Below are 12,962 nucleotides of genomic sequence, written 5' to 3' on the forward strand. Positions count from 1 at the left end.
GGGACAAGCCATGGAGATCGTGACCTCGGCCGACGCCACCCCGATCGCGTTCGAGCGGTCCGGGGAGGGGCCGGTGCTGATCCTGGTGGGCGGGGCGTTCAACGACCGGGGCTCGGCGATGCCGCTCGCCGAGCATCTGGAGCCGCGCTTCACCGTCGTCCGCTACGACCGCAGGGGACGCGGCGACAGCGGCGACAACCCGCTCTACGACGTCGCCCGCGAGATCGAGGACCTGGCCGCGCTGGCCGACACGGTCGGCGGCCGGCCCGGGCTGTTCGGGCTCTCCTCGGGCGGCGCGCTCGCGCTGCGGGCGGTCGCCGCGGGCGTGCCGGTGTCCCGGGTGGCGGTGTATGAGGTGCCGTTCGTCCCGGACGAGGACGAGGCGCGCGAGCACGCCGCACGCCGGGCCGAGGCGGTCCGGGCGCTGCTCGACGAGGACCGCCGCGGCGACGCGGTGGTGGAGTTCCTGACCGGGATCGGGCTGCCGCCGGAAATGGCGCAGGGCATGCGGCACGCCCCGATGTTCCCGGCGCTGGAGGCGATCGCGCACACCCTGCCCTATGACCACGCCGCCATCGCGGCGGACGGCGACGGCACGATCCCGGCCGGCCTGATCGGCGGGATCACGCTGCCCGCCCTCGTCGCCTGCGGCGGCGCAAGCCCCGAGCCGATGCGGCAGGTCGCGCGGCGGCTCGCGGAACTGCTGCCCGACGGCAGGCTCGCGGAGCTGGAGGGGCAGACCCACGACGCCGCTCCCGACGTGCTCGCCTCGGCGCTCACCTCCTTCTTCGAGGGCTGACCGCCCTCTTTCCAGGGCCGCGCTCGGCCGCACCGGCGCCCGCCGGTCCGCTCGCGGACCTCGCGGGCGCCGTTCGTCCGCGCGCTCCGTCCGTGCTGGATCTCGGGCGCCGCGCCCGCGCCGGTCGGACCGGGCGGTCTTACGATCGCGGGACCACGGCCCGGGCGGGTCGGTGCGGCGGGCGGCGGGCCGTCCAGGATCATGGGGGCATGACCAACGAAGTGACGCCCGGAGCCCCGCGCGACGACGCGGGGTCCGCCGGGGCGGCGGGAGTCGGCCGCCGGACGGTGCTGTGCGGCGCGGGCGCGGCGGGCGCGGCGCTGCTCGCCGCGGGCTGCGCGACGAACCAGAACGAGGAGCCGAAGGACCTGTCCGGCAAGCAGGTCGCGAAGGCGGCGGACATCCCGGTGGGCGGCGGCAAGGCCTTCGCCGACGCCAAGGTGGTCGTGACGCAGCCGCGGCAGGGCGCGTTCAAGGCGTTCACCGCGATCTGCACGCACCAGGGCTGCCTGGTGAACAAGGTGTCCAACGGCGTGATCAAGTGCCCCTGCCACGGCAGCGAGTTCACGATCGCCGACGGTTCCGTCGCGCACGGCCCGGCGTCGCGGCCGCTGAAGGAGTACCCGGTGCAGGTGAAGAACGGCGGCATCGTCATCAGCTGAACGGCGCCGGCCGGCCTGTGGAGATCATCGATTTTGGTTCGGATTTGAACCGACGCCGCTTCCGCTCCGTACTCCCTGGTGACGCAGGGAGATCAGGAACCTAGTTCAGCGGAGGGCGGAGACGATGCCACAGCAGTCCGAGACGCGGGCGGACGCGACCGACGAGCGGGCCGAGCCCGCGGCCGTGCAACCGGCCCCGGCGGGCGAGGCCGGGGCGCCCGAGGCCACGGCGCCGGCCGGCGGGTCCCGCCGCGGCCTGCTCATCGGCGCCGGGCTGGCGGGCGTCGCCGGGCTGGCCGCCGCGTGCGGCGGGTCGTCCGGCGGCGGTGACAGCGCGGACGGCGGCAGCGGCGGCGGGGGCGGCGGCGGTGGGGCGCTCGCGTCGACCGGCGAGATCCCGGTCGGCGGCGGCAAGGTCTTCGAGTCGGAGAAGGTCGTGGTGACCCAGCCGACGCAAGGGGAGTTCAAGGCCTTCTCGGCGACCTGCACCCATCGCGGCTGCTCCGTCGGGTCGGTGTCCGGCGGGACGATCAACTGCCCGTGCCACGGTAGCAAGTTCAAGATCTCCGACGGGTCGGTGGCGCAGCCGCCGGCGGACAAGCCGCTCGCGGAGAAGAAGATCACCGTGCAGGGCGGGAAGATCAGCCTCGCCTGACCGGCACCGCGCCGGACCCCGTCCGCGCCGGGCCGCCGCCGTTCTCGGCGGCGGCCCGGACGTGGTCGTCGACCTCGCCGCCCCGCATCTCGCGGTCCCGGGCGCGCGGATCGGCCGCGGCGACGCCGGAGCCGTCGCCGTCCGGTCCGGCGGCGCGGCCCGGCCAGGGCCCGGCGTCGGTGCGGAAGCGGGGGAGCGCCTCGGGATGGTGCTCGCGGATGTGGGCGATCAGGTGCTCGCGCACGTCGCAGCGCAGGTCCCAGGCGCTCGCCGAGTCCGCGGCGCTGATCAGCGCCCGCACCGTCACCAGGCCGTTCGGCAGCACGTCCACGGCCTGCAGCATCCATTCGCGCCGGTCCCACAGCGGGTTGTCCTGCAGCATCGCGTACAGCTCGGTGCGCAGCTCCTCGATCGGGACGGTCCAGTCCACGTGCAGCTCCACCGAGCCGATCACCCGGCTGGTGTGCCGGGTCCAGTTCTCGAACGGCTGCTCGGTGAAGTAGGAGACGGGCAAGATGAGCCGCCGGTCGTCCCGGAGACGGACGACGACGTACGACAGCGTCAGCTCCTCGACGCGCCCCACTGGCCCTGCACGACCACCACCGCCGCGATGCGCATGACGTGCCCGACGATCTCGCCGGAGTGCTCGTCCATGTGCGGGTACGGCATCGCGGTGCTCGCACTGACCACCGCGGCGAACGCGAAGGCCGGCGCCGCGCAGCGCCGGGCGACCCGGCCGACCTCGGGCCAGTGCCGCGACAGCCGCCCGGCGAGCAGCAGCCGCCCTCCCTCGACGATGATTACGGACACCCCGACGACGACGGCGAACGTGATCCAGGCCCACAGCGCGGACACCTGCGGTACGACCCCCTCCGAGCGTGTGAAAAAGCTGACCGAACCTCCCTTTCCACTCCCATTACGAACATCCACCCGAATGGGGGAGATCTCCATCACCCCAGGCCAGGACGTCCGGGCGCGCCGGGTGTCGGCGGCGCCCACTAGGCTTCATGATGTGGCAGATCCGGCGACCTACCGACCCGCACCGGGCTCCATTCCGGAATCCCCCGGGGTGTACCGATTCCGCGACGAGCACGGCCGGGTCATCTACGTGGGCAAGGCCAAGAGCCTGCGTTCCCGGCTGAACTCCTACTTCGCCGACTTCTCGGCGCTGCACCCGCGAACGCAGACCATGGTGCAGACCGCGGCCCGGGTCGACTGGACCGTCGTCGGCACCGAGGTCGAGGCCCTCCAGCTCGAATACTCCTGGATCAAGGAGTTCGACCCGCGGTTCAACGTCCGTTACCGCGATGACAAGTCCTATCCCTATCTCGCGGTCACCCTCAACGAGGAGTTCCCGAGGGTGATGGTGATGCGGGGCGCCAAACGCAAGGGCGTGCGCTACTTCGGGCCGTACTCCCACGCGTGGGCGATCAGGGAGACGGTCGACCAGCTCCTGCGCGTGTTCCCCGTCCGCACCTGCAGCGCCGGGGTGTTCAAGCGCCAGCACCAGCTCGACCGGCCCTGCCTGCTCGGCTACATCGGCAAGTGCTCGGCGCCGTGCGTCGGACGGGTGTCCCCGGACGAGCACCGGCTGCTCGCCGAGGACTTCTGCGACTTCATGGCGGGCAACACCTCCCGGTTCATCAAGCGCCTCGAACGCGACATGCGCGAGGCCGCCGCGTCCCAGGAGTACGAGCGCGCCGCCCGGCTCCGCGACGACATCCGCGCGCTGGAGCGGGCGCTGGAGAAGCAGGCGGTCGTGCTCGCCGACACCACCGACTGCGACATGATCGCCTTCGCCGAGGACGAGCTGGAGGCCGCCGTCCAGGTCTTCTACGTGCGCGGCGGCCGGATCCGCGGGCAGCGCGGCTGGGTGGTCGACAAGGTCGAGGAGGTCACCACCGCCGACCTCGTCGAGAACTTCCTGATCCAGATCTACGGCGACAGCGAGTCGGTGCCCCGCGAGGTTCTCGTCCCGGCGCTGCCGCCGGACGCCGGCGCGATGACCGAGCTGCTCGCCGAGCAGCGCGGCGGGCCCGTCCACCTGCGCGTCCCCCAGCGCGGCGACAAGAGGACGCTGCTGGAGACCGTCGCGCGCAACGCCCACGAGGCGCTCAAGCAGCACAAGACGCGCCGCGCGTCCGACCTCACCACCCGCAGCCGGGCGCTGCAGGAGATTCAGGAGGCCCTGGAGCTCGACGAGGCGCCGCTGCGGATCGAGTGCTACGACGTGTCGAACCTGCAGGGCACCAACGTGGTCGCGTCCATGGTCGTCTTCGAGGACGGCCTGGCCCGCAAGAGCGAGTACCGCCGGTTCACGATCAAGGCGGTCGAGGGGCAGGACGACGTCCGCTCCATTCACGAGGTGATCACCCGGCGGTTCCGGCGCTACCTCGCCGAGAGCGAGAAGATGGGCGAGCTGGACACCCTCGGCGACCCGGCGGACGGCACCGAGGAGGGCGCGCACCAGCCGATCGACCCGGAGACCGGCAGGCCCCGCAAGTTCGCCTACCCGCCGCAGCTGGTGCTCGTCGACGGCGGCCCGCCGCAGGTCGCGGCGGCGCAGCGGGCCCTGGAGGAGCTGGGCGTCGACGACATCGCGGTCTGCGGCATCGCCAAGCGGCTGGAGGAGCTGTGGCTGCCCGGCGAGGACGACCCGGTGATCCTGCCGCGCAACAGCGAGGGCATGTTCCTGGTGCAGCGGGTCCGCGACGAGGCGCACCGCTTCGCGATCACCTTCCACCGGCAGCGGCGTTCCAAGGCCATGACGGTCAGCGAACTCGATAGTGTTCCGGGTCTGGGCCCGTCGCGGCGCGCGGCGCTGCTGAAGCACTTCGGCTCGGTGAAGCGGCTGAAGGAGGCCACGCCCGAGCAGGTCGCCGAGGTCCCGGGCATCGGGCCGCGCAGTGCCGAGGGCATCGTCGCGGCGCTGCACGGCGCGTCCGTCCCGGCGCGCGGTGCCGGCGACGGCCCGGAGGACCGCGGGGCCGCCGCGGACGGCGCGGCCCGGTCGCGGGACGGGGCCGGTGGAGGCCGGGCGGCCGACGGGGGCCGCGAGGCCGACGGGGGCCGCGAGGCCGACGGGGAGCACGGGGGGAAGCGGACATGACCAGCGAATCAAAGATTCCGGACATCGTCATCGTCACGGGGATGTCGGGGGCGGGCCGCAGCACCGCGGCCAAGTCCCTGGAGGACCTCGACTGGTACGTGGTCGACAACCTGCCGCCCGGGCTGCTGGCCACCATGGCCGACCTCGGCGGCCGGGTGAAGGACGCGGTGCCGCGCATCGCCGTCGTGGTCGACGTGCGCAGCCGCGCGTTCACCGACGACCTGCACTCCTCGATCGCCGAGCTGGAGGCGCGCGGCGTCCACCCTCGCGTCGTGTTCCTGGAGGCGAGCGACGCCGATCTCGTGCGCCGTTTCGAGAGCGTCCGGCGCCCGCACCCGCTGCAGGACGACGGCCGCCTCGTCGACGGCATCGCCCGCGAGCGCGAGCTCGTCCGGGAGGTCCGCGCCGAGGCCGACCTGGTGATCGACACCAGCGGGCTGAACGTCCACGAGCTGCGCAACAAGATCATCGGGTTCTTCGGCAACGACACCGGCGAGTCCAGCCTGCGCGCCACCGTCGTGTCGTTCGGCTACAAGTACGGGCTGCCGGTCGACGCCGACCTCGTCGTCGACTGCCGGTTCCTGCCGAACCCGCACTGGGTGCCCGAGCTGCGGCCGAAGACCGGCCGGGACGCCGCCGTCCGCGACTACGTGCTCGGCCAGCGCGGCGCCAAGGAGTTCCTCGATGCCTACGCCGAGGTGCTCCGGCTGCTCGCCAACGGGTACGAGCGCGAGGGCAAGCACTACGTCACGCTCGCCGTGGGATGCACCGGCGGCAAACACCGTAGTGTGGCCATGGCGGAACAGATCGCCGCCCGGCTGCGGGACGAGGGCATCGAGGTGCAGGTCGCCCACCGTGACCTCGGCCGCGAATGAGACCCGCGGCGCCGCGGGGTCCCGGACGGAGAGGGAAGCGAACGCGTTGAAGCCCCTCGGCCCGAAGGTCGTCGCGCTCGGCGGCGGCCACGGCCTGTACGCCTCGCTGTCGGCGCTGCGGCGCGTCACCGACCGGCTCACCGCCGTCGTCACCGTCGCCGACGACGGCGGCTCCAGCGGCCGGCTCCGCCGCGAGCTCGGCGTCCTGCCGCCCGGCGACCTGCGGATGGCGCTCGCCGCGCTGTGCGGCGACGACGAGTGGGGCCAGACCTGGCGCGACGTCGTCCAGCACCGGTTCCGCAGCGAGGGCGACCTGCAGGGGCACGCGGTCGGCAACCTGCTGATCGTCGCGCTGTGGGAGCTGCTCGGCGGCGACGCCCCGGACGGCGCGCCCGGCGGGGCCGCGCCCGGCTCCACCGTCGCCGGGCTCGACTGGGTCGGCCGGCTGCTCGGCGCGCACGGCCGGGTCCTGCCGATGGCGGCCGTCCCGATGGACATCGTCGCCGAGGTCCGCGGCGCCGACCCGGCCCGCCCCGACCAGATCACCTACGTCAAGGGGCAGGTCGCGTGCGCCAGCACCCCCGGCTCCGTGCTCGGCGTCTCGCTCGTCCCCGCCGACCCGCCCGCCTGCCCCGAGGCGCTCGCCGCCGTCGACGACGCCGACTGGATCGTGTTCGGCCCCGGCTCCTGGTTCACCAGCGTCCTGCCGCACCTGAAGGTCCCCGCGCTCGCCCGCGCGCTCACCTCCAGCCGCGCCCGCCGCGTCGTCGCGCTGAACCTCGCGCCGCAGCCCGGCGAGACCGACGACTTCTCCCCCCAGACGCATCTGGAGGTCCTCCAGGCGCACGCCCCCGACCTGCGCGTCGACGTCGTCCTCGCCGACGAGGGCGTGGTGGACGACCCCGACGCGCTCGACAAGGCCGTCCAGCGGCTCGGCGGCCGCCTCGTGCTGTCCCAGGTCGCCGCCGACGACGGCTCGCCGCGTCATGAACCCGCCCGCCTGGCCCAAGCCTTCGTACAGATATTCAGTGAGTGACGACCCGGCGGGCCGCGATCGGCCAGACTGCTGGAAGTCCGAGAGGGGGAGGGTTCATCTATGGCGATGACCGGCGTGGTGAAGGACGAGCTGAGCAGGCTCACGGTGATGAAGCCGTGCTGCCGCAAGGCGGAGGTCTCGACGCTGCTGCGCTTCGCGGGGGGTCTGCACCTGGTCAGCGGGCGCATCGTGATCGAGGCGGAGATCGACACCAACGTGGCGGCGCGCCGCCTCATCAAGGACATCTCCGAGGTGTTCGGGCACACCTCCGAGGTCGTCGTGCTCGCGCCGAGCGGCCTGCGCAAGGGCAACCGGTACGTGGTCCGGGTGTTCCGGGACGGCGAGTCCCTCGCCCGGCAGACCGGCCTCATCGACAACAACGGGCGCCCCGTCCGCGGCCTGCCCCGGCACGTCGTCGCCGGCGCCGCCTGCGACGCCGAGTCCGCCTGGCGCGGCGCGTTCCTGGCGCACGGCTCGCTCACCGAGCCCGGCCGCTCGATGTCCCTCGAGGTGACCTGCCCCGGCCCGGAGGCCGCGCTCGCCCTCGTCGGCGCCGCCCGCCGGCTGAAGATCCACGCCAAGGCCCGCGAGGTCCGCGGCGTGGACCGGGTCGTCGTCCGCGATGGCGACGCGATCAGCGCGCTGCTCACCCGGCTCGGCGCGCACGGCGCCGTCCTCGCCTGGGAGGAGCGCCGGATGCGCCGCGAGGTCCGCGCCACCGCCAACCGGCTCGCCAACTTCGACGACGCCAACCTGCGCCGCTCCGCCCGCGCCGCCGTCGCCGCCGGCGCCCGCGTCGCCCGCGCGCTGGAGATCCTCGGCGACGACGCCCCCGAGCACCTCGTCAACGCCGGCCGCCTCCGCCTGGAGCACAAGCAGGCCTCCCTGGAGGAGCTCGGCCAGCTCGCCGACCCGCCCCTCACCAAGGACGCCATCGCCGGCCGCATAAGGCGCCTGCTCGCCATGGCCGACAAGCGCGCCGGCGACCAGGGCATCCCCGGCACCGAGGCCAACCTCACGGCAGAGATGCTGGCACCGTAGTTTTCCGGGGGGGCGACCCCCCGAACCCCCCGTCACGACGGACGGGCCCGCTGCGCTCGCAGAGCTCGCTCCGCGTGCCTGCCCGTGCCGCTGGCTGGGGTTCGGCCTTCCGGAAGGACGCTCAGCCGGGTCTTTCGTCGACGTGCTCAGCGGGGCCACCTGCGGTCGAGGTCGCTGAGGCCGGCGGTCAGTTCTTGTGGAGGTCGCCTCGGAGGATGCGGGGGACGAGGTCGTCGCGGAGCTGGCCGTAGCCGGTCTCGGCCCAGACGCTGGCCGCCGGGTCGGCCTCGAAGTAGGGGACGTCCCGGCCGTCGCGGCGGTCCATGAGCATGTCGGGGGTCTCGCGGTCGCGGGCCGCGCGGGCGCAGGCGCGGCAGGCGTGGACGTGGAGGCGGCGGCGGGAGCCGAGCGGCCGCCAGTCGATCTCGGCGGGGCCGTCGCCGTGCAGCGGGTTGAAGAAGCACAGCGGGCTCGGCGGCACCTCCGGCTTCCCGTCGGCGAGGGCGCGGGCCGAGGCGAGCGCGTCGCGGCCCTGGTCCAGCAGGACGAGCACGCCGGCGAGGTCGGGGACGCCGCGGGCCCCGTCGAGGGTCTTGGCCGCGGCCTGGTAGGCGTCGAGGGCCCTGGCCATGAGGGCCCCGGCGCGCTCGCCGGCGGGGGCGCCCGAGTCGTCCAGCAGCTCGCCGAAGGCGATGACCTCGCGGGACGCCTGCTCGCGCAGCTGGTCCTCGTTGGCCTTGCCCGCGGTGGCGAAGACGGTGCGGGGCAGCAGCAGGCCGTCGCCGGCCTCCCGGCGGACGGCGGTCATCCGGCGCCGCCGCCACAGCAGGACGCCCGCGACGGCGGCGACCGCGACGCCGGCGCCGCCCGCGGCGAGCGGCAGCGCGAGGCCGGTTCCGCCGTCGCTCTCGCGCGGTCTGGGGGCGGACGACTTCAGGTGCGCCTGGTACCTGCGGTCGATCTCCGCGGACTCCTGCTTGTAGACCTGCGTGGCGGTGCCGGAGGCGATCAGGTCGGTGCAGCGGGTGAGCCGCGCGGCGAGGGACGCGCCGTCCAGCGAGTCGTCGAAGTTCACGGCCCATGCGGCGTCGTCGGCGGCATGGTCGCCGCCCCACTCGTGTCCCGCCAGCTCGTCGGCCGACTCGTGGAAGGTGATGAAGATCCCGTCCCGGCCGAGGCGGCTGTGCACGACGGCCGCGAGCTGCTTGTCGTCGTTCCAGGTGCCGCCCTGGACCAGCGGCACCAGGACGATGTAGGTCGGCGCCGGCATCTTCTTCAGCCGGGCGGCCAGGCGCCGCCGGTCCGCGGCCGCGAGCGCCGACGCGTACGACGGGTCGACGTAGATCGGGAAGCGGCGCAGCGCGGCGGCGATGCGCTCGCCGGGGGAGGGCTCACTCGACACCGAGGTACTCCATCACGCGTTTGACGAGGTCGTTTCCGCGGGACCCCCATGCCGCGTCCCGCCACACGCCGGGCACCGCGTAGTGCGGCGCGAGGCCGTCCGGGCCCTGGACGCGCAGGACCCGCTCCGCGAGGTCCGCGGCGGACGCCCGCTCGCAGGCGGTGCACAGGGGCCGCCTGCGGGGCTTGCCTCCGTCGGGCAGCGCGACGGTCTTGCGGCGGGTGGCGTCCCCGTGCAGCGGATTCACGAAGCACGGCGGCGGAGGGGCGGTGGTCAGCCCGGCGAGGGCGTGCCGTCCCTGCCGGGCCAGGACGATCACGCCGGCGAGGTCGAGCGGGTGGCCGGGTTGCCCCTGCACGTCGTCGTAGAGGATCTGCGCGGCGTCGTAGGCGGCGAGGGCGAACGCGCGGCCGTTGTTGACGGACGCGTCGGGCAGCCGGTCGCGCAGCCGGTCCAACTCGGCGGACGCGGTGCGCCGCAGCCATCGGTCCGAGGGCTTGGCCGGCGCGCGGGGATGCTCCTCCACGTGCGCCGGCAGGCCCGCGAGGGCGCCCCGGGTCCCGCCGCGGCGGAACCAGCGGCGCCCCGCTGCGGCCGTGCCGATCCCGGCCCAGTACAGCGCGACCGCGGACGCCGGGCCCACGAGGAGGAACCCCCGCAGGAAATGGCTCTTGACGCTGGGCTCGTCGGGCACGAGCGGGCTGCGGTCGTCCTCCTGCCCGAACGGGGCCGGCGGGCTGAGGAGCGCGGGCGACGAGGTGGGCGGCGCGGCGGGCGCGGCGGCCCAGGCGTTCACGCGGTTGATCAGCCGGTCGGCGAGACCGCCGAACGGGTGGTGGATGTCGGGCGGCTCGTAGTCGGGGGCGTCGTCCTGCGCCACGACGTCCAGGTCGATCTCGCGGGGCACGTTCCAGCCCTGGCCGAGCATGTAGCCGCCGTCGTCGACCATCAGGTAGAGGCCGTCGCGGCGCGTGACGCCGTGCAGGGCGGACAGGAAGGCGTCGTCCTTGCCCTGCGACTCCGACGCGGTCGGGTTGGGGGCCGCCACGACCAGGATCGGGACCGCGACCCGCTGGGCGGCGGCGCGGATCGCGGCGTCGACGCGGGCGCGGTCGGCGGCGCCGAGCGCGGCCTCCACGTCCGGGTCGACGTAGAGCGGGTCCTTGGCGAGCGCGGCGGCGACGCGGTCGAGGCGGGGGCCGGAGTAGCGCGGGTCGGGAGCCGCCGACGCGGAGGCCGGCCACAGCGCGAGGGCCGCCGCCGTGACGCCGAGGACGCCGGGCATGAGGGGTCTCACCGCGTCCCTCCCCGCGCGGCGGGCCGCTTCCGATCCTTGCGGACCGGTCTCGCCCCCGGGGCGGGCCGCCGCCTGCCGCGGCGTATCCGGCGTCCCGTCAGCAGTCCCAGGACGATCAGCCCGCCGAGCCCGGCGCCGATCCAGAGCGCGGTGGTGTTCTTGACGGCGGCCCGGTGGTTGCCGCGGTCGTAGGCGTCCAGCTCCCGCCGCGTCGCGGACTCGGGCCTGGGCGAGGGGTGGAGGGCGCGCTCCCGCGCATGGCCGGACAAGGCGATCTCCACGAACCGGCCGAGGATGCGCAGCAGGCCCGCCTCGTAGGGCATCTCGGCCGTCGCGGCCTGGTAGGCGTGCTCGACGTCGATCCGGCGCGTCCCGCCGAACTGCTGCACCTCGCCGAGGGCGCCGCTCGGATCGGTGACGAGGTAGACGCCGTCCTTGCCGAGCCGGTCGTGCAGCACGGGCACCAGGGACTCCAACTCGTCCGGGGCCCGGCTGTCGTCGTCCAGGGGCCGCGGGCGAAGCGTCACCACGACGTACGTGGGCACGCCGAGCCGGGCGACCAGCGCCTTGATCCGCCCGGCGGTGCCGGGCGGGAGCGATCGGGGCACCTGGTCGGTGACGTACACGGGATCGCGCTTGAGCTGAGCGGTGATGAAGCCGACCCGGGTCTGCGCCGCGGGCGGTTCCGCGGCCCGGACGGGCCCCGCCGACGCGGGTACGGCCGTGCGGCAGGCCATCAAAACGCTGATCAGAAGGACGAACCACCCGCGCCGCATGGCGGGAGTCTACTGATGATCGTCCGGACGGGCCGGTCGGCGGCCCGGCGGCCGTCCCCCGGACGGGGGAGCGCGGGTCACCCGCGAATCCACCGCCGCCGGTGTCGGGCTACCCGCGGGTCATTGGATAGGGTCGGCAGCGGGGGAAGACCCCGGTAGACCGCAGTTGACAGCCTGGTGCCACCGGGCGATACGACGTACGAGGAGAGCCGTTCCGTGACCATCCGAGTAGGCATCAACGGGTTCGGCCGGATCGGCCGCAACTTCTACCGTGCCGTCAAGGCGAGCGGAGCCGACATCGAGATCGTGGCGGTCAACGACCTGACCGACAACGCCACGCTCGCCCAGCTGCTCAAGTACGACAGCATCCTCGGCCGCTTCCCCGAGGACGTGCGCGCCACCGCCGACGAGATCGTCGTCGGCGGCACGTCGATCAAGGCGTTCGAGGAGCGCGACCCCGCGAACCTCAAGTGGAGCGACGTCGGCGCCGACATCGTGGTGGAGTCCACCGGCTTCTTCACCGACGCGACCAAGGCCAAGGTGCACGCCGACAACGGCGCGAAGAAGGTCATCATCTCGGCCCCGGCCAAGAACGAGGACCTCACCGTCGTCCTGGGCGTCAACGAGGACAAGTACGACCCGGCGAGCCACACGGTGATCTCCAACGCGTCCTGCACCACCAACTGCCTGGCCCCGCTGGCGAAGGTGCTGCACGACAACTTCGTCATCGAGAAGGGCCTGATGACGACGATCCACGCCTACACCCAGGACCAGAACCTGCAGGACGCGCCGCACAAGGACCTGCGCCGCGCCCGCGCCGCCGCGCTGAACGTCGTGCCGACCTCCACCGGCGCCGCCAAGGCCATCGGCCTGGTGCTGCCGGAGCTGAACGGCAAGCTGGACGGCTACGCGCTGCGCGTCCCGGTGCCGACCGGCTCGGCCACCGACCTCACCGCGACCCTGTCCCGCGAGGTCACCGCCGAGGAGGTCAACGCGGCGTTCAAGAAGGCCGCCGAGGAGGGCGCTCTCAAGGGCTACCTCACCTACACCGAGGACCCGATCGTCTCCAGCGACATCGTCACCGACCCGTCGTCCTGCATCTTCGACTCCGGGCTGACCAAGGTCATCGGCGACCAGGTCAAGGTCGTCGGCTGGTACGACAACGAGTGGGGCTACTCCAACCGCCTCGTCGACCTCGTCAAGCTCGTCGGCTCGCAGCTCTGACCGAGACGAGAGTCCCGTCCCCGCCGTGGGCCCCCCCCGCGCCCCGCCCCGGCCGGGGCGGATACCGGACGGAACCCCCACCCCCA

General features: G+C 73.9%; 13 protein-coding genes. 8 read left to right on the forward strand and 5 right to left on the reverse strand.

The annotated features are described in order from the left end of the window. Positions 1-10 precede the first annotated feature (10 nt). The 3 genes from F8568_RS07855 (at position 11) to F8568_RS07865 (ending at position 2,116) form a co-directional block, all read left to right on the forward strand. Positions 11-799: an alpha/beta fold hydrolase gene (locus F8568_RS07855; RefSeq protein WP_151592830.1), complete on the forward strand. Its 789-nt coding sequence runs from the start codon at positions 11-13 to the stop codon at positions 797-799. A gap of 209 nt (positions 800-1,008) precedes the next feature. After that, complete coding sequence (locus F8568_RS07860; protein ID WP_151592831.1) at positions 1,009-1,461, forward strand: Rieske (2Fe-2S) protein; 453 nt, start codon at positions 1,009-1,011, stop codon at positions 1,459-1,461. 124 nt (positions 1,462-1,585) lie between these two features. Then, the gene (locus F8568_RS07865; RefSeq protein WP_151592832.1) at positions 1,586-2,116 is read left to right on the forward strand and encodes a Rieske (2Fe-2S) protein; all 531 of its coding nucleotides are present in this window, start codon (positions 1,586-1,588) and stop codon (positions 2,114-2,116) included. Here F8568_RS07865 and F8568_RS07870 read toward each other — a convergent pair. Both F8568_RS07870 and F8568_RS07875 read right to left on the reverse strand, forming a co-directional pair. After that, a complete protein-coding gene (locus F8568_RS07870) occupies positions 2,103-2,699 on the reverse strand; it encodes a mechanosensitive ion channel family protein (protein ID WP_160573541.1) in 597 nt (198 codons plus the stop codon). The two genes, F8568_RS07865 and F8568_RS07870, sit on opposite strands and share 14 nt — an antisense overlap. Continuing rightward, the gene (locus tag F8568_RS07875) at positions 2,678-2,971 is read right to left on the reverse strand and encodes a hypothetical protein (protein ID WP_160573542.1); all 294 of its coding nucleotides are present in this window, start codon (positions 2,969-2,971) and stop codon (positions 2,678-2,680) included. The genes F8568_RS07870 and F8568_RS07875 overlap by 22 nt, the downstream gene beginning before the upstream one ends. A 157-nt stretch (positions 2,972-3,128) precedes the next feature. On the opposite strand from F8568_RS07875, the gene uvrC reads away from it, so the two are divergent. From uvrC to whiA, 4 genes are read left to right on the forward strand one after another with little or no spacing between them, the layout of a single operon-like run. Then, entirely contained in the window at positions 3,129-5,225 is a 2,097-nt protein-coding gene (uvrC, locus tag F8568_RS07880) for an excinuclease ABC subunit UvrC (RefSeq protein ID WP_151592834.1), read from the forward strand. After that, positions 5,222-6,100 (forward strand): RNase adapter RapZ, encoded by an 879-nt coding sequence (gene rapZ, locus F8568_RS07885; RefSeq protein WP_151592835.1) that lies wholly within the window; start codon positions 5,222-5,224, stop codon positions 6,098-6,100. Before uvrC ends, rapZ begins: the two co-directional genes overlap by 4 nt. Before the next feature lie 46 nt (positions 6,101-6,146). Further along, entirely contained in the window at positions 6,147-7,136 is a 990-nt protein-coding gene (locus F8568_RS07890; RefSeq protein ID WP_202124651.1) for a gluconeogenesis factor YvcK family protein, read from the forward strand. A gap of 60 nt (positions 7,137-7,196) precedes the next feature. Further along, positions 7,197-8,177 carry a DNA-binding protein WhiA gene (whiA, locus tag F8568_RS07895; RefSeq protein WP_151592837.1) on the forward strand — a complete coding sequence of 327 codons (981 nt, stop codon included), beginning with the start codon at positions 7,197-7,199 and terminating at the stop codon, positions 8,175-8,177. 187 nt (positions 8,178-8,364) lie between these two features. On the opposite strand, the gene F8568_RS07900 is transcribed toward whiA, so the two are convergent. The 3 genes from F8568_RS07900 to F8568_RS07910 are packed head-to-tail and all read right to left on the reverse strand — an operon-like array spanning position 8,365 to position 11,652. Next, positions 8,365-9,579, reverse strand: a complete 1,215-nt coding sequence (locus tag F8568_RS07900) for a hypothetical protein (RefSeq protein WP_160573543.1) — start codon at positions 9,577-9,579, stop codon at positions 8,365-8,367. Next, positions 9,569-10,876, reverse strand: coding sequence for a hypothetical protein (locus F8568_RS07905; RefSeq protein ID WP_151592839.1), 1,308 nt, complete (start codon positions 10,874-10,876; stop codon positions 9,569-9,571). The genes F8568_RS07900 and F8568_RS07905 overlap by 11 nt, the downstream gene beginning before the upstream one ends. Next, positions 10,873-11,652 carry a hypothetical protein gene (locus F8568_RS07910; RefSeq protein WP_151592840.1) on the reverse strand — a complete coding sequence of 260 codons (780 nt, stop codon included), beginning with the start codon at positions 11,650-11,652 and terminating at the stop codon, positions 10,873-10,875. The genes F8568_RS07905 and F8568_RS07910 overlap by 4 nt, the downstream gene beginning before the upstream one ends. Positions 11,653-11,868: 216 nt before the next feature. Here F8568_RS07910 and gap point away from each other — a divergent pair, with 216 nt between their 5' ends. Next, positions 11,869-12,876 (forward strand): type I glyceraldehyde-3-phosphate dehydrogenase, encoded by a 1,008-nt coding sequence (gap, locus tag F8568_RS07915; protein WP_151592841.1) that lies wholly within the window; start codon positions 11,869-11,871, stop codon positions 12,874-12,876. Positions 12,877-12,962 lie beyond the last annotated feature (86 nt).

Origin of the sequence: Actinomadura physcomitrii (assembly GCF_008923205.2) — a bacterium.
GTDB classification, from domain to species: Bacteria; Actinomycetota; Actinomycetes; order Streptosporangiales; family Streptosporangiaceae; genus Spirillospora; species Spirillospora physcomitrii.

Excerpts from the sequence above, each read along its gene's own strand:
- whiA (WP_151592837.1), top strand. The coding sequence starts at position 7,197 with ATGGCGATGACCGGCGTGGTGAAGGACGAGCTGAGCAGGCTCACGGTG.
- rapZ (WP_151592835.1), top strand. The coding sequence starts at position 5,222 with ATGACCAGCGAATCAAAGATTCCGGACATCGTCATCGTCACGGGGATG.
- F8568_RS07910 (WP_151592840.1), bottom strand. The coding sequence starts at position 11,652 with ATGCGGCGCGGGTGGTTCGTCCTTCTGATCAGCGTTTTGATGGCCTGC.
- F8568_RS07855 (WP_151592830.1), top strand. The coding sequence starts at position 11 with ATGGAGATCGTGACCTCGGCCGACGCCACCCCGATCGCGTTCGAGCGG.
- F8568_RS07860 (WP_151592831.1), top strand. The coding sequence starts at position 1,009 with ATGACCAACGAAGTGACGCCCGGAGCCCCGCGCGACGACGCGGGGTCC.
- F8568_RS07865 (WP_151592832.1), top strand. The coding sequence starts at position 1,586 with ATGCCACAGCAGTCCGAGACGCGGGCGGACGCGACCGACGAGCGGGCC.